This window comes from Pedobacter caeni (assembly GCF_900129215.1).
GTDB lineage: Bacteria > Bacteroidota > Bacteroidia > Sphingobacteriales > Sphingobacteriaceae > Pedobacter > Pedobacter caeni.
Window position 1 is genome coordinate 574,540 of the sequence record NZ_FQUQ01000005.1, and the last position, 18,693, is coordinate 593,232.

The 18,693-nt window shown below is 39.7% G+C and carries 18 protein-coding genes; 13 read left to right on the plus strand and 5 right to left on the minus strand.

Features of this window, described 5'->3' with window-relative positions; genetic code table 11:
• Positions 1–95: 95 nt before the first annotated feature.
• The 5 genes from BUC20_RS26410 (at position 96) to BUC20_RS26430 (ending at position 3,460) form a co-directional block, all read left to right on the plus strand.
• Positions 96–806 carry an Imm43 family immunity protein gene (locus BUC20_RS26410; RefSeq protein WP_073235285.1) on the plus strand — a complete coding sequence of 237 codons (711 nt, stop codon included), beginning with the start codon at positions 96–98 and terminating at the stop codon, positions 804–806.
• Between the two features lie 171 nt (positions 807–977).
• Positions 978–1,355, plus strand: a complete 378-nt coding sequence (locus BUC20_RS26415) for an ankyrin repeat domain-containing protein (protein WP_073235288.1) — start codon at positions 978–980, stop codon at positions 1,353–1,355.
• A 427-nt stretch (positions 1,356–1,782) separates the two neighbouring features.
• Positions 1,783–2,394 (plus strand): zinc-ribbon domain-containing protein, encoded by a 612-nt coding sequence (locus BUC20_RS26420; protein ID WP_073235291.1) that lies wholly within the window; start codon positions 1,783–1,785, stop codon positions 2,392–2,394.
• A gap of 32 nt (positions 2,395–2,426) precedes the next feature.
• Positions 2,427–3,041 carry a hypothetical protein gene (locus BUC20_RS26425; RefSeq protein WP_073235293.1) on the plus strand — a complete coding sequence of 205 codons (615 nt, stop codon included), beginning with the start codon at positions 2,427–2,429 and terminating at the stop codon, positions 3,039–3,041.
• A gap of 38 nt (positions 3,042–3,079) precedes the next feature.
• Positions 3,080–3,460: an SMI1/KNR4 family protein gene (locus BUC20_RS26430; protein WP_073235296.1), complete on the plus strand. Its 381-nt coding sequence runs from the start codon at positions 3,080–3,082 to the stop codon at positions 3,458–3,460.
• A 110-nt stretch (positions 3,461–3,570) separates the two neighbouring features.
• Here the strand turns inward: BUC20_RS26430 and BUC20_RS26435 are convergent, their stop codons facing one another.
• Entirely contained in the window at positions 3,571–4,356 is a 786-nt protein-coding gene (locus BUC20_RS26435) for a M57 family metalloprotease (protein WP_073235300.1), read from the minus strand.
• A gap of 184 nt (positions 4,357–4,540) precedes the next feature.
• Here BUC20_RS26435 and BUC20_RS26440 point away from each other — a divergent pair, with 184 nt between their 5' ends.
• Both BUC20_RS26440 and BUC20_RS26445 read left to right on the plus strand, forming a co-directional pair.
• Positions 4,541–5,119, plus strand: a complete 579-nt coding sequence (locus BUC20_RS26440) for an SMI1/KNR4 family protein (RefSeq protein ID WP_073235303.1) — start codon at positions 4,541–4,543, stop codon at positions 5,117–5,119.
• Positions 5,120–5,275: 156 nt separating this feature from the next.
• Entirely contained in the window at positions 5,276–5,650 is a 375-nt protein-coding gene (locus tag BUC20_RS26445) for a hypothetical protein (protein WP_073235306.1), read from the plus strand.
• Between the two features lie 91 nt (positions 5,651–5,741).
• Here BUC20_RS26445 and BUC20_RS26450 read toward each other — a convergent pair whose 3' ends face one another.
• Positions 5,742–6,113, minus strand: coding sequence for a response regulator transcription factor (locus BUC20_RS26450; protein ID WP_073235310.1), 372 nt, complete (start codon positions 6,111–6,113; stop codon positions 5,742–5,744).
• A gap of 99 nt (positions 6,114–6,212) precedes the next feature.
• Between BUC20_RS26450 and BUC20_RS26455 the strand changes: the two genes are divergently transcribed.
• Positions 6,213–8,234, plus strand: a complete 2,022-nt coding sequence (locus BUC20_RS26455; protein ID WP_073235313.1) for a sensor histidine kinase — start codon at positions 6,213–6,215, stop codon at positions 8,232–8,234.
• A 35-nt stretch (positions 8,235–8,269) separates the two neighbouring features.
• Complete coding sequence (locus BUC20_RS26460) at positions 8,270–9,751, plus strand: type 2 periplasmic-binding domain-containing protein (RefSeq protein WP_073235316.1); 1,482 nt, start codon at positions 8,270–8,272, stop codon at positions 9,749–9,751.
• Between the two features lie 11 nt (positions 9,752–9,762).
• Here the strand turns inward: BUC20_RS26460 and BUC20_RS33640 are convergent, their stop codons facing one another.
• The 3 genes from BUC20_RS33640 to BUC20_RS26480 form a co-directional block, all read right to left on the minus strand.
• Positions 9,763–10,473, minus strand: a complete 711-nt coding sequence (locus tag BUC20_RS33640) for a carboxypeptidase-like regulatory domain-containing protein (protein WP_084529296.1) — start codon at positions 10,471–10,473, stop codon at positions 9,763–9,765.
• Positions 10,474–10,527: 54 nt separating this feature from the next.
• The gene (locus tag BUC20_RS26475) at positions 10,528–11,043 is read right to left on the minus strand and encodes a hypothetical protein (RefSeq protein WP_073235319.1); all 516 of its coding nucleotides are present in this window, start codon (positions 11,041–11,043) and stop codon (positions 10,528–10,530) included.
• 97 nt (positions 11,044–11,140) lie between these two features.
• Entirely contained in the window at positions 11,141–12,136 is a 996-nt protein-coding gene (locus BUC20_RS26480; protein ID WP_073235322.1) for a helix-turn-helix domain-containing protein, read from the minus strand.
• 221 nt (positions 12,137–12,357) lie between these two features.
• Between BUC20_RS26480 and BUC20_RS26485 the strand changes: the two genes are divergently transcribed.
• From BUC20_RS26485 to BUC20_RS26500, 4 genes are all read left to right on the plus strand, one after another.
• Positions 12,358–14,625, plus strand: coding sequence for a TonB-dependent receptor domain-containing protein (locus BUC20_RS26485; RefSeq protein WP_073235325.1), 2,268 nt, complete (start codon positions 12,358–12,360; stop codon positions 14,623–14,625).
• 31 nt (positions 14,626–14,656) lie between these two features.
• A complete protein-coding gene (locus tag BUC20_RS26490) occupies positions 14,657–16,045 on the plus strand; it encodes a hypothetical protein (protein WP_073235328.1) in 1,389 nt (462 codons plus the stop codon).
• Positions 16,046–16,055: 10 nt separating this feature from the next.
• A complete protein-coding gene (locus BUC20_RS26495) occupies positions 16,056–16,766 on the plus strand; it encodes an HmuY family protein (RefSeq protein ID WP_073235331.1) in 711 nt (236 codons plus the stop codon).
• A 195-nt stretch (positions 16,767–16,961) separates the two neighbouring features.
• Entirely contained in the window at positions 16,962–18,683 is a 1,722-nt protein-coding gene (locus tag BUC20_RS26500) for a GNAT family N-acetyltransferase (protein ID WP_073235334.1), read from the plus strand.
• The last annotated feature ends 10 nt before the right edge of the window (positions 18,684–18,693 follow it).

The following is an 18,693-nucleotide window of genomic DNA, read 5'->3' on the forward strand; positions in this document are numbered from 1 at the left end:
CCATGAAAGAAAATCTATCTATGCACTGTTGAATGAAAGAGACAAATGGTCATCGGATTCGAAGAAGTTTGAATCTTCCTGAGAAATAATCACGAATGGAACAACAACTCTATATAGCCTTTAACCGGCATTACCTAAAAAGAAAAGGAACACCATTGACGGATGATATCGTATTCTTTGATTCATATGATCCGAATAAACGATCTAAGTTTTTTAATGAATCAGAATGGCGGACTTATCATCATTCTTCTTCTCCATTTCCGCCCATCGAGGCTAAATTTAAAATGCCCTCCAAATTGTATCTCCTGCTTAAAAAGAAGGAGAAGGAAATTTTATTTGACTACCTTGATTATGGATTTCATATAAAGATAGTTTCTAAAGAATTTTATGATTTTCTTTGTAAACATGGCTTGGATAAGAATAGCTATGAAAAGTCTAAATTGGATTTGGTAGATAAAGACAGAAGTAAATTATCCAACAGAACTTACTATGCTTTAAGGTTCGGAAAATTTGATAATGATCATTTCGACTTTCATAAAGAATCTAAAATAAGAACGAAAGTTAATGGGAGTACGCAATATTTGTATCAGGATCTGGAATTGAAGCAAGACATAGATAAGGCTGTTTTTGTTTTGGTAGAGTCTGCCTATGAAAGAGTATTCATAATTAAAGGACAGAAAGTTCTGGAGGAAGCTAAAAAACAATTTATAGGAATTGATTTTTATGATGCACATGATTTTCCCTTTGTCTTTCAGCACCAATATGACGATGATATTCTTCCCATAGTAAATAGTTACCTGAAATAAATTCCGTTATGGCGGCATATCAGTAAATTTAAAACATTATGATCAATATAGAAGCCCTCAAAATAATTTTGCTCGATTCGGATATCATGGCGTTTAGTAAAGCGCTGTCCGATTTTAATATTGAAGAGCAGGGTAATTTCGGTAATACCATCTTACATTACTATATTAAACATGCGGAGGGGTTGGTCATTTGACTACAAGGAGGTAATTGATTTGATCTTAAGCAAGCATCTTGATATTAATCAAAAACAATTAAAAGGAAACTTCAGAAGATGTCCATTACACCTTGCCTTAGTAATGAAATTACGAGATGTAGCCACCTATTTAATCGCATTGGGAGCGGATGTAAATTCCACCGATGGATACGGGAATTCAATTTTGTCAACAGCAGTGATGGGATATAGAAATGAGGATGATTGCTTTGTTCAAAAATTAATAGACTGTGGTGCTGATATTCACCATAAAAATAATTATGGTGTCAGTCCTATTCAACTTGCTTATAGTATTGCGAATTCTGATGTTAAGAAGTTTTTTCCGCCTTTAGAATAGATGATCTCCATAAATTTCCTATACCATTGAGTCATTTTTAAAAGATTGCATAAACCTTGCGACGCTAAATAAGATGGTAAATGAGGAAAGAACGAATACCTGCGGTTTAAGTGCTTAGAGATTTTCGATGACGTCACCTCTTCCCTTGATTCCAAATAAGAACGTTTAGGGCAGGTAACTGAATCCAGAACCCAGTTGCAATTCATGGACAATAAGGATGGGTTTTATCGTTAGTTAAGCGGACTCCAATTCGAGATAGGTAAATTACAATGCCGATAAATTTGGATGAAATTCTCTCAAATATTAGGAATAATGATTTTATTTCCTATTTTAGTGAAACAAATATAATAAAAAGCATAATTTGTGATATTGATTATAAATGTATATCCAAAGAAGTATAATGCAAATGTCTATCTAGAAAAACAACATGATTATTTTTGGAGCAAGAACTAAGTTCTTAACCGCCTCTGTTAGCGGACAAACTTGCGGGCACTGTGATACTGGTAAGTTAAATTTAGTATATACCATAAGGTATTTTCATATATTTTGGATCCCCATGTTTCCTCTTGAAAAACGAGCAATGACCCAATGCCCGCATTGCAAGCAGGTTCTGACAAGTAATGAGCTTGCCCCCGAAAGCCGAAATTATTTGAACACTCAGAAAAGTGCGATCAGGACACCCTTAAAATATTTTGCCGGGCTTATTATAATCGGCCTGTTCATTCTTTTCATCGTTGTAGCTACAGCGTTTAATAAAACTGGTCGTTATGTTAACAAGCCTAAAGTTGGTGACATATATCAGATAAAAAGCGATACCGAAAATCAATTTACCTTTTTGAAAATAGTAAAGATAGAAGGTGACAGCCTGATTTTGGCTGTACATAAGCTCAATCATGTTCCTCAGGCAGATATTAATGAGCAGCGTGTTTTCGAGCACTACGATAAGGACTTTACGCCATTGACTTTTAAGATGAGCAGGAATAATATTAAAAGTATGACAAAGGGTTCAAAAAATTTGGTTGAAGTATTTAGAAAATAACTTATAAACATCATCAATTAAATCTATCTAAAATGAAAAAACTAAGTTCACAAATCAGTGCATTTGCGCTGTTATTAATGGCATCTTCTTGTGGATCCGATACTGTTTACCCCCAAAATGAAAATGGGGGCAAGGCGGTTAAAAGTATCATTGAAAAGAAATTCGATCCGGAAAAGCAGGTCGAAGAACTGGAAATAAAGTCTAAAGATGAACTTTATGGTGAGTTGGGTAAGGTAACGATCGTGTACTGGGAGGGCGAAAAACAAATGGAACAGGTTTATAGTGCCTCTGAAGGTTTTAGCGACAAGCTGTTTGAGCCTGAAGAGACCTTTGCATCAAAATCTGATATTCTGATGTCGAAAAATACGAAAGGTAAAACAGCGGCTATTAAAACTTTTGATGTAGAGCCAATACCATCAAAAGTTGCTGAAGCTGTGGCGTTTATACCAAAAGAATTTGAAAATTATGCTTTGAATAAATATGTGTTCTCTGTTGATAAGAATGGAAAGATACAACAGCAGTTTACGATTAACACGACCAAAAAAGGCGAAGGGAAAACTCAAACCGGACGTGTAGAAAGGCAAAATTACTACGGGTTTGAATTTAAAGTGGATGAAAACGGAAAAGTAGTAGCCGTAGAAGAATAGCCCTCAAAGCAACAAATAAATAAACAAAAAACAGAAATATGGAAGCCGGAGGTTTTAAAATAATACAGCTTTTAAAGGAATATTCCTTCCTGGTAACTGATGTGCAATCCTTGGAAAACTTCGAATCCAGAGATGGATTTGAAATCATAACAGATCAGGATCTAGAAGGTATGATCGACTTTTTTAAACAATACCCTGATGACTTTGAAGATCTTCTTCCAATTATAACCGATGGTAATTCAAATTACTTATGTGTTTATTTTAAGGGGAATGATAAGGGGAAAGTATGTCATCTAAGTCATGATGAAATGGATTTATCCCCCCGTTTTAAAAATATTGAAAACCTGATAAAAACTATAAATGCTAATCCTGAGGCCTGGGATTTTGAAGAGCTCCCTGATGGTTCTTTTGATTTCTGAGCATGATTCCGGATGATAAAACAACCCACTGATATTTATCAGTGGGTTGTCTGGTCTCACAATAATCTAAATAGGTGTTTATAGGAATAAATCAGATGGTGAGGTGATCATCATTTCGGGTACAATACTTTTGTTGCCTGCGCATCTCCGGCAGTAAATCCGTTCCATGGCAATACAAAAGAATTCATCACAGAATTTGCATCTGTAACAGGGGTAGTCGGAATAAATGTACCTGAAGTCTGATTGGTATGATTAAGACCAATCGTATGACCGAGTTCGTGTGTGATCGCAAAGAGTTTCTGACTGGCACTCATGGTATTATACTTACTGTTGATCTCAATGCTTACACCCGGCTTACCGCTGGAATTTGGCAAATAAGCCCTTGCAATCCAACTGGCATTCTCATAACCCATAAATACACGGGTATCATATGCAGTAGCAACAGTTGAAATAGACATTCCGAGCTCTATGGTGGTACCCTGACCTGGCATATTATTCCAGTTTGCAATGGCACCCTGAACCGCAGTTTTCCATTCCGCGGTTACTGGCGCTTCAATATATAACCTGATATTTTTGTGATAAGGAGGTTTGATAATATAAGTATGTCTCCAATGTTCGGTTTGCGGGGCACCTGAAGCACTTTCATTTTTCATTCGCTCTGCAACATCTTCCTGGCTGATCACAATGTCCGTGTCGATAATATATTTACCGTCTTTAAAAACAATGTTTTCGGCTTTGAATCCTTGTTTGACAAAAAATGCAACAGCAGAAGCCGTTTCATCTTCTGTCTTTGGCTGTGTAGCAGGTTGGTCTTTTTTACAGGAAGAAATAACTGCGGAGAGTAGTAAGATGCATCCAAGCAGGCTTACTTTGTGGAAATAGATTTTAATTTTCATGGGATGATTTAAATTTGATTAGTTTAATTATTGTGATTACTCTAAATTTAGTTTAATTTATGATGCTTATCAAGAATTATTTTAGATAATGCCATGTCTTAGTTTCGAATCCTATTATTTAACTATACCTACCATTGATCTAAGTCTTAACGATGAGTTTTTTTTATTAAAAAATGAAAATGTAATGAGTTATATCAATGAAATAGAGCGCCTGGGTGGATTAGAGAAATTACATCCATCCAGGAATACCAATTTAAATATTGAAGATATAAGAACTTTGGAAAAGGATCTGGGCGCAGAATTACCAGTTGATTTAAGGGACTTTTTAATGAATTATGGGATTTCTGATTTTAGTAATGAAATTACATTTGATCCTATTTCAAGAAATTCGGAATACATTCATCATCCGGATTCAGGACAGCCAAATTTCTTTTTTGAGGGATCTGGTGTAAGTGTGTTTCATGGCAGGGATCGCGAGAAAATTAGTACTCATGATATTTTCTGGAATGCTAAAAATTATAAGGATCGGATGCCTCCACAGTTTCTTCCTTTTGCCTCAGATGGAATGGGCAACCAAATTGTGATATCGCTAAACAAAGAAAATTATGGACGTATCTATTTTTGGGATCACGAGATGGAATGGGATACTGAAGATTATTATGATGAAGTTAGGGTTACAATGCCGGAGGAGGTAAAGTATCAGAATTTATGGCTTTTAGCCAACGATTTTAACGATTTCTTTGAGCGACTACGTGCTGAATAGATGATCCAACCTAATCTGATACAGGTCAGTTAGACTTTTTATTTTCAGTAATCTTAAGTTCATATAATTGAAAACCTCATTTCTGTTTAAATAAGGTAGTTTTCACCTCCTTGGCACCTTCTTTGTAATGTGTATGTTACATTTAATAACTACACTATGAAAAAGACAATTCAAATTTTCAGTATGCTGATGATTGCAATGACAATCATGGTATCCTGTAAGAAAGACAAAGATCCGGCGACGACAGACTTTTTTATAGGTACCTACAAAGGTGAGGTCTCTTACAAGAAGGATGGTAGTACCATTACCAGCACAGACGGAAAGATTACGGTAAGTAAAGTAGGAGAGACATACAATTTTTATTTCGGAAGCAATATTCCTGATATCACAGGAGTGAAATTCGAAAAAAAAGGCGACAATTCTTATGTGAGTATTGGCTCAGGACTTACCGGGATCACGATTGATGCCAGTACGTTGAAAATGCTGGTGATCAAGGATGGTGCCACATGGACTGCAAATTGCACAAGATAATACCGTTTAATTACCATAACAAAAAAGCTTGTCAGGATTTCTGGCAAGCTTTTTTATTTGCTGTATACATCAGTTTTTGAAGTTACAAAAATTAGTGTGGCCCTGAAATGTGCAGGTGATAATTAATGCGCATCAGGAGTCTATCCAGATCGAATGGTTTAGGGATAAACTCTTCTGCCGGACAATCGATCTTGCTGTCATCCATAACATGTGCAGACATCATGATTACCGGAAGGTAAGACGTTTTTGGATCTGCTTTAACCTGATTACAAACCGTAATGCCATCTCCATCAGGTAACATTACATCTAAAAGAAATAAATCCGGTACAGCTGTTTTGATCGCATTTTTAAAATCACTTACCGTTCCAAATACCGATACATTAAATCCTTCTTCCCGCAAAAAGTAATCGAGTATAAAGCTAATGTCTTTATCGTCTTCAACAATATAAATCCTATTTCCCATAACCTTCAAATTCCCTTTATTTTAGGGTTATAACGATAACATTACAGAGATTGTTTTGGTAACCTTATCTTTGTCAGCATATTTAATCTACCTGTTTGAATGATTTCTTTAAATGAACAACTGTTTGAATCTGTATTTAATTATGCCACATTCCCAATGGTGGTCCTGAATGCAGGTGATGCGGACTTTACTATAATTACCCACAATAAAGAATACCAGGTCATCTTTAATGATCTGAAAGAGGAGGCGATTGGCTTAGACCTGTTAGACGTTTTGAAAAACCTGGTTGAAACCAATGATCTTGATCTGCTTAGAATTGCATTAACACAATCTGCATCAGATAAAACAGCAGTTCAGCTACCCGTTTTTCAGTTTATGGAAACTCAGGGGCAGGCTGAATTAAAAAAATCCTGGCGTTTAGAAGTGGTGCCGGTTTCAAAGTCCAATGAAGGCGCCATTTGCTTATTGCTCATCTGGCATAGCCTGAACCAACAACTTTCTGCTTACACCGATAAAATGGCTCCCGGAACACTACCAGAAAGACAGCTAGCCCTGACCGGTGAGAAAATTGAAACCGGAAATGAAGAGCTGGAAACAGCAACCGGTGAGTTGGAAGCCATTAATGAGGAGTTGGTACAAACTCAGGAAGCATTAAATAAATTGAGTGAAGACCTGGACGAGAAAGTGGAAGCTGAGTCAGGCAATTCGAATAGACAACAGGGAGTGGCGATACAAAGAGATCGGCTCAGGCGCTTTTTAATGCAGGCACCAGCTGGAATTTGCGTATTGGGCGGACCTGATTTAATATTTGAACTGGTTAATCCTTCTTTCCAGGAATTATTTCCTGGCCGTATACTGCTTGGGGAACGCTTTATAAAGGCCTTGCCGGAAATTAAAGAACAACCGATGTGGGATCTTTTACAGGATGTTTATACCACAGGGGAGACATTTCATGGGACTGAGATGCAAATTCTTGATCGCTATTTCAATTTTATCTACCAAGCCAGATTTGATGCAAACGATCAGATAGATGGCGTCCTGGTTTTTGTGTATGAAGTAACGGAAATGGTAATGGTAAGACTGGAAGTAGAAGAAAATGAAAAACGCTTTCGATTGTTGCTTAATGGAATTCCTCAAATAGCCTGGACGAATACCCCTGATGGTAAAGTTAACTTTTACAATGAACAGTGGTATAGATATACAGGGACAAGTTTAGAGGAAAGCCTTGGCCTGGGCCTACAGGATGTTGTTTTTGGAAAAGACCTTAAACACCATAGAGAAGAATTTAGGGCAATTCTGGAGAGTAAGGAAAGTGGACATTATGAACTTCGTTTAAAAGGAAGTGATGAGGAGTATAAATGGTACCTCATCCGCATGCAGCCAATTAAAGGCGATGCAGAAGAAATTCTGCTTTGGATTGGTACTGCCACTGATATTCATGAGCTCAAGATGCTACAACAGCAAAAGGACGATTTCATCAGTATTGCCAGTCATGAGTTGAAAACTCCGGTTGCTTCTTTGAAAGCGTCTATGCAGTTATTGGACCGCATGAAACATAATTCCTCAGAAAAGATGCAAAGTCTGATCAGTATGGCTGGAAAGAGTGTTGATAAAATTGGTGGAATGATCGAAAATCTGCTGGACTCAAGTCAGATGGCTGAGGGTGGAATGATCTTAAAGAAAAACACCTTTAACCTGTATGAATTGGTACAGAACTGCTCTAAAGGAATTCCTGTTGAAGCGGAGTATCAATTTAACATTAGCGGGGATAAAAATGTAAATGTCAATGCTGATGCGGGACGTATTGAACAGGTAATCATCAATATGCTCACGAATGCCGTTAAATATGCACCAGAGTCCAAACAGATTTCCCTTCATCTGGAAAAAATAAAAGACAAGGTAAAGCTATCGGTGATAGATAAAGGCGCTGGAATTCCGGCAGAGAAAATTCCATACCTGTTTGATCGTTACTACCGCGCAGGCGAATCCGATCAGCCGGGACTTGGTCTTGGATTATATATCAGTTCAGAAATTATAGCAAAACATAATGGTGAAATTGGTGCCGAAAGTAAGGGTGGAGATGGTAGCAAGTTTTGGTTCACTTTACCTTTGTCTCTTTAATGTCTGACCTATGAGATCATCAAAACGATAAATAAATGCTAAAATCAAGTTTGTTTGCCGTATTGTTTTTATGCCTTTTGGTGAGGGATATTAGTGCTCAGAACCCTCATGATATCAGGTGTTTAAAGGCTTTCTGGGACAGGGAAGACCGTTCTTTTAAAACTGGCTCCAAAAGCTTTAAATATGGAAAGAAAGAAATTGTCTTTTACGGTACTGATCATGGCATTCGGAACCCTAGGGATAGCCAGTTTACCGGGATAGAAGCTCAAATCCGTTCCTTTAAACCAGAATTAATCCTTACCGAAAACTCTGGTTCTGTATCCTCCAGCAAAGAAGAGACCATTAAAAACAGTGGAGAAACTGGATTATGCTGGTATCTTGCAGGTCTTAAAGATATTCAGATTTCCAGTTGGGACCTTGGGCAGGCAGCACTCTACTATAGCTTAAGGAAGACCTATACTTCAGATCAGTTGTTGTTCTTAACCCTTTCCAATTTAAGTTATCAGTTTTCGGTAAACCATTATACTTCTTACGAATACTATCATGATCAATTGGTTTCTTTTCTTGAACAAGGGGGATATCCTTTTAAAACTGAGCAGAAAACACTTGGTTATTACCAGATGTTGTTCCGGAAACATTTTAATAAAGAGATGGTACAGCAGGTTTCTCCTGAGTTTTCCAATCAATTGATGTTCATCTTTAAAGATCCTGTGTTACATGGGATGAGGAGTTCAATGCAGCAGCTAAGAGATGCGAATCTCATCAACAGAATCAGACAGGAATTAAAAACTCATGACAGGATATTTATCCAGGCTGGCGCTGTTCATTTGCAATCTTTGGAAAGCATCATTCCCCGTTTACTGAAAGAAAGTGTCACTTCGCCGAAGGGAAGAACTATTCCTGAACTGAAGAAAAAGGACGTTTTGCCGGAAATGACCTTTGTAAACAGCAAGGTTGATTCAACATTAATTCATTTAAGAAAGCAAAGCAAGAGTAATAGTCGTATTCTGATTTTATCGGACCAGGATTCGACCATAAAATCCAAGATAGCAGTGTTTAAGCCTGATTTGTTTTTAACAGAAGGAAGTGGTCTGTTTGGAGATGGAAACCGTCAGTTTGCGATAGATAAAGAGATCGAAACAGAAAAATGGATGCCGGGATGGGACCTGATCTACGATCAGATGTTCGGTAAGTATACGGCAACTGAGATTAATTATCAGGTAATCAGTTACCTTTTAAAAAGATTTGACCAGATTCCTCCGCTCGATGCTTACGAAAAAACTTATGATCATTTGACATTATCGGGCTTTCCATTTCAACCTGAATACACGAATGCAGCTTATTATTTTTCCATTCAGGGTGGTGTGATTAATTCTGATTTTTTAGCAGATTTAGCCAAAATTAAAACAAAGGCTCTACTGCAAAAAATAGAAGATAAAGGCAAAAGCTATCAAAAAATACTGGTTCAGGTGAGTCCTGAAATGATGATTCTGATCAAAAAGAATGGTTTGCCATAAATCTTCATAATTTATGATGGCGACTGGGTCTGTTTCTCCAGAAGAACCCACTCATTAAATGTTGCTTCTCCTCCGACTCCTTTGATATAGAATTTCTCACCTTCCTTTTTGATGGTAAAAGAGCTGGAATCACTTTTACAGCCAGGCTCATCTCCATCATAAAACAAAAGCAGCTGATCATTCTGTTCCTGGATCCGGTATTTTCCGTTACAACGGATCGGATCATGAACCGTTGTTGTGGTTAGGTTAGTTCCGCTGGGATTGATCTCAAAAGTATACGTTGTGGAAGATACGGTCGTCATTGTGGCATCTCCTTCAGCATATACGCTGTAATTTCCAATCCACTTTGAATCCGCAGACAATATATTTTTCTGCTTCCGGGGAATAGAAACCGTTTTAAGCGGATTCAGAAATATGGTGTCTCCATGAAAATTATATTTTTTAGGTTCTCCCGGCAATTGAAATACGACAGGGAGTGTGTCAGTTTCATAACCTTTTAAACTTAAAACCAATTGAGCCGTATTGTCTTTGTATTTCAGTGCGAAAAATCCTGTTTTGTCGGTGCAGACTTCCTTATTATGGTGGAGTACAGCAATCTTTACACCTTTTAGAGGTTGTTTTGTAGCGGCATCAAAAATATAACCAAAAGGACTTTCTACAGGGGTACAGGATGTCATTACACTAAAGAGTAGAAAAAGTGCGCAGCTATATTTGATTGTCATGGTATTTATTTTGTTCCGGTTAAGATCGTGTTTTTTCCGAAAATTTACTTAAGATCAGTTTGATTTTGGTTCTGAAGTAACATTTTCCATTTCCGAGGAAAACAATACCGCAGTAATTTTCCATAAGCCATTTGCCCGGATTAAAGCCCAGCTTTCTTTGCCCCAATTCTGTTTTTCACCACTTCTCCAATAACTGTAACTGAAGGTGATGGAAGCAATGCGTTCATCACCTTCAATTTTTATATCATAAAACTTTTCTTCTTCGGGCTCTTTTTCTGTCACGATCCTTCTGATAAAGCCTTGAGGGCTATCGCTGAAAAAGTTGCTTTTATAGTTCTTGTTTTTACTTTTAAAATGTCTTTGACTTTTCTCTTTATCTACGCCGATCCATACCACAGGCGCCTGATGAAATAAGGTGTAGAATTTAACGCTGTCTTTTTCAATGATACTGGTTCGGAAATCCTCAATTACCTTTTCCAGCTCTTTTCTGGTATGAGGATCCTGTTGTTGCGCCCGGCTTTTTACAGAAAAAGACAGGAGTACAAGTGCAGTAAAAAAAAGTGTTTTCATAATTTATGATCGGTTTCTCTGAGATAAAGATATTTCATAGAAACTGATAGAAATTGGGGCAGAGACAAACAGGTCTTTTTCGTTGACAGATATGTATTTATTGTCGCCCGGCTCTTAACATCGTTGGAGGGAATCCAAAATAAACCTTAAAAGCATTGGTGAAATTAGAAAGATTGGCATAACCCACAAACAAGGCAACTTCACTGACCGACTTGTTCTCTTCGACAAACATGCGTCTGGCCTGCTCCATGCGTCGCTGCTGCATATAGCCAAATACAGTAGTTCCAAACAATTGTTTAAAACCCCGTTTTAGTTTTGATTCATTTGTCCCTACCAGGTGGGCAAGTTCGATGATCGTTCTGGGTTGGTTTAAGTGCTGCTCTATGTAATGTTTTGCTTCGTGAATCCTTTCTATATCCCCTGGACTGAGTGCTTGTTTGTATTGGTTTCCAATGTTCATCATGCACTCACAAAGGTCCAGCTGAAGGATAAAGAGCTCCTGGATTTTAGCTTCCAGGTATACTTTCTGAGTAAAGCCGGAAAAGGGGCAATTGCTGATTTCTCCTATGATCCTTTGCATATCGGGAGTGATGTGCATCGCATCAGGGTAGAGGGCACTGGTACTGTTCCGCTCAAAATCATCTATAAAGCGGTCGAGCAAGCGGTGCTGACCATACCATTTTTTAACAAACTCCACAGAAAGGTGTATGTCGAACGTTTTATAGGAAGTATCTGCCTCGAACTCCACAAAACCTTTGGCCCTCTGGATGCCAAGAATGTTTTGTCGCATGCCGATAATGTCTGTGCTGGCATAACCATCTTCGCCAAACCGGATAGGGTTGCTGAGGTTAAAATGCATTTCTATGGTGGGTTCTATTCTTTCGCTCGATAGTACAAGGGCTTCTTTGATGTAGTAATCACCTACCAGGATGTTTCCGATTTCGAGCTTTATTTCCTTGTAACGTACATCTCCAAAAGTATGTTCAAAGCTGGCTTTGGTTTCTAAAACAGAACCTGAGGTGATGACGGCGGCGTCTGACTGGTTGTAATGCAATTCTTCTAAAAAGGAACCGGCATTGAGGTTGAATTTCATAAGGATGATCTTGGGATGATATCTAGTTATTTATAATTATTCTAAATTATGTATTCCTGATTGACTCTGGTGGAAGAATCCCGAATAAGACATTTTTATGACAAACTGAAATGGAGAAAAAGTTCCGAATTAGTAAATAATAGATCGGAATTGGTAAACAGCTCCATCGGCCCTCCAGCTACCTTCGCCCCGGATAATGTATTGAAATCATTAAAGAAAATATGGGAAAACCACTACTAAATGTAATGGGGTTATTGATTCTGGTGACGGCCTGCTGCTCAGCTCTTGCACAGGAAAGGCCAAAAAAGGAGGAGGAGCCAAAGAAGAAAGTTTCGGATACCAGTGGGGTCAGGAAAAACAATAAGCTGAAAGAAGTGAACATCAAGGCCAAAACGGTGATCCGGGAGTTTAAGGATTCTCCTTTGCCTGTTGAAATGATCGATCTTAAGGCTGTCCATGGACAAAGTGGAAACCTGGTGGAGTTACTCAATCGTGTTCCCGGAGTAAAACTAAGAGGAGATGGAGCCCTGGGTGATCCGATAAACATTAACCTGAATGGCTTAAGCGGAAAGGCCATTGCACTGTTTAAAGATGGGATTCCGCTCAGTTTTTACGGACATAGTTTTGAACCTTCCCTGATTCCTTCGAATATGCTGGATAGGATAGAGGTCTATAAAGGTGCTTTACCTGTATCATTAGGTGCGGATGCCCTTGGAGGAGCGATAAATTTTGTCAGCAGATCGCCAACAAGTACCAATCTCGAAGCTTCTTATGAGCTGGGATCTTTTAATACCCACCGGGCAACCATCAATGCTTACCTGCCGTTTAAAAGGCAGGGGTTATATCTTGGGATCAATGCAGCGTATACTTATTCTGATAACAATTATAAAAGAGATGTGGGCTGGATGGCCGGAGAAGATAAGGGCTTGATACTGGACAATACCGTCCGCAGTTCCTTTCGAAACAATAGACTAAAGGCACCATTGGCAGAAGTATATCTTGGTGTTAAAGATAAATCCTGGGCGGATGACCTTCGGTTTACCATTCTGGGATCCCAGTTTTATAAGCGATTACCGCAACTGCCCGGAATGCCATCAAATGGACTTTCGGACATGACGGCCATGCATACCTTTACCAACGACCGGACGTTTAGTCAGCTGCTAAAACATGACAAATCCTTTTTCTCCGGAAAATTGAAGGTTGGAAATGTGTTGGGATACAGCCGCATCAGATCCACATTTTTAGATACTTCTATCCAGAAGTATAACAGGTTTGGAGAATTACAGCCGGAAAACGGAAACCGCGGAGAGTTCTTTTACAATGGAAATGCGCTGCAACTCAAATACAATTTTTACACCTGGAGGTTTAATGTGGTTTATGATCTTTTTCCAAATCATCAGTTCCAGTTAAATCATATCTACACGCATTATGACCGCTTAGGGACAGACAGCCTTGGCGGACTGACCAAAAATGGAAAGCTGGACTTATACACCGTTCCTTCAAAATATGTAAAACACATCTCTGCGCTGGGATTCCGCTCCAGGTTCTGGGACGAAAAACTGGAAAACCTGATCGCTGTAAAAAGGTATCAGATGAAAACCTCCGGATATTCCACGATCGGAAGATCCGGATCTGAAAGGATTGTGAGTGATTCAACGGGTACCTGGGGATGGATGGAAGGAATCAGTTTCCGGCCTACACCCCGGTGGGTGATGAAAGCTTCCTATGAGTATGCGGTCCGGATGCCGGATGATTTTGAAGTCTTCGGTGATTCCTATAACGTGAAATCAAATTTTGGAATCAAACCGGAGAAAAGCCATAATTATAATTTCCAGGTTCAGTACAGCAGTCGGGCGAAAATGGCCGGGGCGTTTAACATCTCCGCCAATTATTTTAGCAGGCAGACAAATGCGCGGATCATGCTGGTCAGAGATATTCCCTATAGCTATTATACCAACAGAACGGTAGTAACCTCAAAAGGATTAGAGATGGACCTGATGTACAAACCGTTTAAATTCCTGATGCTTTCGGGCAATGGGACTTATATGGATGTGAAACAAGACCTTTCTTTGGAGATCCCGGGAGATAAACCATCGAAACTGGCCGATCAGCCACCGATCCTGGCGAACCTTCAGCTTCGGCTGATGTTTGATAACCTCCTTCAGAAAAAGAGCAGAACAGAGTTTTATGGTTATTGGAATTACACACATCGTTTTAACTGGATGAATGGTGATGCGGGAAACCTGGGGCTATTCGAACCTTATCCAAAAGATTATAACCCACAGCTGTTCTGGGTTCCCGGTGACCGTCGGCTGGGGCAACAAAATTATACCGCCGGAATGATCCATTATCTGGAAAATCCGAAATGCAGCATTTCCCTGCAAGTGAATAACCTGACCCAACAGAAGCTATATGATAATTTTTATATGGAACGTCCGGGAAGGGCAATAACGGTTAAACTTCGTTGGGAACTCTCGACAATTAAATAAATGTTCAATTAAAAAACCAAAATCAAGTACGATGAATTTAAAATCACAATTTGCCATGTTTGCCGCCGCGGCAACCTTGTTTTTAGCCTCCTGTAAAAAAGATCAGGCCATTAATGAAGCTGGTTCTCTGAAATTGAATGGTGGCATGGCCGCTGTTCCAAACTTTACAAACCCTACCGGACCATGGGTAGTATGGGGCGGTAAAGGTGATCTTTACTGGTCTGGCGCAATCAACGGTTATGGCACACTTCCTTCAACTTTGTCTTTCCCTGCTTCAGGAAGCTTTGGCGTAAACTATGCAGTAGGAGGCCGGGCAGCCTTCAATTATCTATATAAACTGAGCAGCAGTAATGTTGGCGCACGTGGTATTCAACGATACACGGTTTCTTCCAGTGGTACTGTTGCAGAAAGTGGAGCTACGCTGAGCCTTGGTGGAGCGCCGATGTTTCAAACAAATGAAGTGAATTTCTCCCTTTACAAACCAGATACTGCTTACTATTCAAACGGAGATGCGGCAGTAGCTGATAAGCTGAAGATCTTCAGATTTAACCCTACTGCGACACCTATGAGTACAACAGGGTATACTGCGATAGACTTTAGCGCAGTGTTTAATCCTTCAGCCACCAACGTCACGAATCCAATTTCCAGCACGGCTACACACAAACTGATCGGATCGAAAATGATCATAGACCGGGGTGATTATATCTTTGTGGATGTCTTGTTCGGCAACAGCTATAACTCTTTAAAGCAAGTGGTACAGGCAACCAATAATGTGTATGTGGCGGCTTATCACAAGGCAACAGGACACATTACGGTAAGTTCCTTTGCCGGAGCTACCAATATTGGTTTGTTCAATGATGCGCCTTTGGTTTCCAGAGATGAGGTAACAGGAGATATCTATTTCTCTACCGTAGGGAATATGGCTACCGCATCTCCAACGTCAAAAATTCTGAAGATCAATGCAGGAGCGAATACGATCAACGGTTCATGGAAAGTGGATATGTTGGGTGATTTTGATGTTCAGGGCGAGTTCAACACTTTAACCGTTTATAATAACATTATCTATACAAAAGTTCCTAATACAAATGTCACCTATTTAGGGTCAGGTCATGGCGTGTCTTACCGTTCCAGTATCTGGCAATGGACTGCTATTGATGCCTCTTCTGCTTCCAATGCAAGCAAATTGCTGAATGTTCCTCTTGATAACTATTATGCTTATCAGAATGCAAGAGTAATTAACAATGAGGTATACTTCATTTACAACAATTCTACTCCGGCGAACAATGCGGGGATTAAAAAAATTACGGCACTGAGTTCTTCCACATTTACTGCGGCAGCAGCACCAATTGCAACAACTGCAGTTTCCGGCTTTACCAGTGGAAGTGGATATGTAAGAATTATGGGGCTTGACAGGCTTTAATATCAATTAAATGAGAACAAAAAAAACGATACTATTTGTGCTGATTGTCCTTGCAATGAGCTCCTGCAAAAAGGATAACCCGATTGCACCCGGACCAGTTGATGAACACAATTTTGTGCAGCTGACCAACCTGAAGATAGATCCGGCGATTGTAGAAAAATCGGTTGGCGCAAAAACTGACCCCCTGGGGCTTTGGTACTATAGTCTTGATGATCAAAAAGTAGTGCTTGCAGATCAGGCCCGCACAGATCAATGGGATTTTGCTTTTGACTGTAACCGAAACATGATCCTGGTGAATAACGGGAAATATAAGAGCAATAAAGTCATTTATGAAAATGGGGGAAAGGCCTTATTTACCATTAGCGCTAAACTCTTTGAAGAGGTAAAAGAAGCTCCTGCGGATGATGCAGTTTATAATAAAACCATAAATTATTCGGGTGAATATGGTGCTGATTCTTACGCTTTGAACGGAGATCTGGATCCAAACATTCTTGGATGGGTACAGAGCTTTGAGGATGGGGTCTTGTTAAAATACGTAAAAGCCATCAAAAACAGAACGATCATCTTCAAAACCAACAAAGGGAAGTATGCAAAATTACAAATACAAAGTGTCTATAAAGACAACCCTGCAAAGCCAACAGAAAATTCAGAAAAGTATTACCTCAATTTCCGGTTCTTCCTTCAAAAGGATGGTTCAAGGAACCTGAATTCTGCTAAATAAAACTCCCTCTCGTTAACGTTGCGCTTGCGGATTCGTCTGTAAGCGCTTTTTCTGTTATAGAGCCGGACAGAAAAAACCAAATTAGTAAATAACAGTTCCGAATTCGTAAACTCTCCCTACAGGATCCCACCTAATTTTACCGCAATATCAATCCCATTCTCTATTTGATCTCATCCTATTAAATACAATTATATTATGGCTCCACACGACAAAAACAACCAGATCAATCTGTTGTTGAACTTAATTCTCCGGGAATATAACCATTGGTATTACTTTGACCTCATCCCGAAATATGATGAAGACCTCGCAGTTTATATGCAGAACCTTTCGGAAAAGGGCTTTATTAAAATCAGTCTTCAGAACGCAGGATCCGTCTTGTATTACCCGCTGGCGTACCGCTCCTTAACCGGATTTCATTTGTTTGGCAATAGCCCTGCATGGCGCAAAGCAGGGACTGAGGTCCTCACGGTCATCACTCCTGAAGTTGCCTTAAACCACCTCATCAAAGAGATCTATCCGGACTTGTCCAAACCGGAACTGCAGCGGCAGCTGGAAAATCTTGGTGTTGCTTATGAACATTCCTTGTCCAGGGAACTGGAACAATATGTCCCTGCAGAACTTCTGATCCGGGCAGAAGCAAACCCTGTCTTTAAAAGTTGGCAGGAAAAGACCGAAAACGATGATTTTCATGCCAGCGACTTGTTCTTTAATGAATTTGGCGACCAGACGGCCTGTTCCCTGCTGCAGGGAGCAATCTTGTCCTTTTCCAGAGGCAAAGAAATCGGAACTGAAAAAGCAGCAGCACAATGGACACAACGCTACCTGTATCACCTGCTGAAAAGCACTTTAGACCTTTACCTGAAAGAAGGGGTGTTGCTTTCTCCAACGTATCTTCATACCGGTCTCTGTCTGGATGAAGACGGACTACCGGAACAAATTGTCTTTCCCGATGATCAGCAGACCTTAATCCTTTCCCGACTTCCGGAAAACTTTAACAGGGGAAAACTGGATGCCTTTTTAGCGGCACATCTGTTGGCTCATCATATTTATCCATTGATCCGGGCCGTAGGCATGATCGGTTTTCTCCGGGAAGAAAAACTGCTGGAGTACCTGAACGAAGAATTGCTTCACCTGAAAAAAGAACACCAGGGCAAAGCTGATTTTCTGGATGCCGTAAGGCTCCGGGTAAAAGCGCAGGTTCCGCAGTTATTAGGGAAAAACCAGGAGGATGAATTTGCAGAAAGACACCTCCACCTGCACAACCATGTGATCAACGTACAGTATTATGTTCCTGAACTGATTAAGCCCTATCCGGGAGAAGTGGTTCATAAACGCTATTTCAATAATGGAGAACTGGAAATCGCCATCCGGGCCTTTAATCCGGAAACAGATATTGAGATCCTCCACGAATGGGTAAATATGGACTATACCAAGAAATTCTGGGAGATGGACGGGCCGATAAAAGACCTGGAAGAGGCCTATATCAAACACCTGGGCGTAGACTATTCACATCCTTATATCGGAACACTGAATGGAGAACCGATTTTCACCCTGGAGCTGTACTGGGCCATCAAAGATGAAGTCGGGAAATATTATCCTTTTCATCCGGGAGACTATGGTTTTCATATGCTGATTGCACCCGCAGAACGCAGGATCCCTAATTTCTCTTATTACGCACTGACGATGTGTATGGAACATTTTTTCTCTTTTGATCAGCTGCATCGGATGATCGGGGAGGCCTCTGCAGAACATATGGGCACCCATAACCTGATTACCAAAGTAGGCTGCGAATTTAACAAAGCACTGGTCTTGCCTTACAAGACCTCCAACCTGACTTTCTGTGTGAGAGAACAGTTTCAGGAAGCGGTAAAAGAAGTTCTGGAACGCTCCTGCACCAATATCTACGTCAATATCTAAAACCCTATTT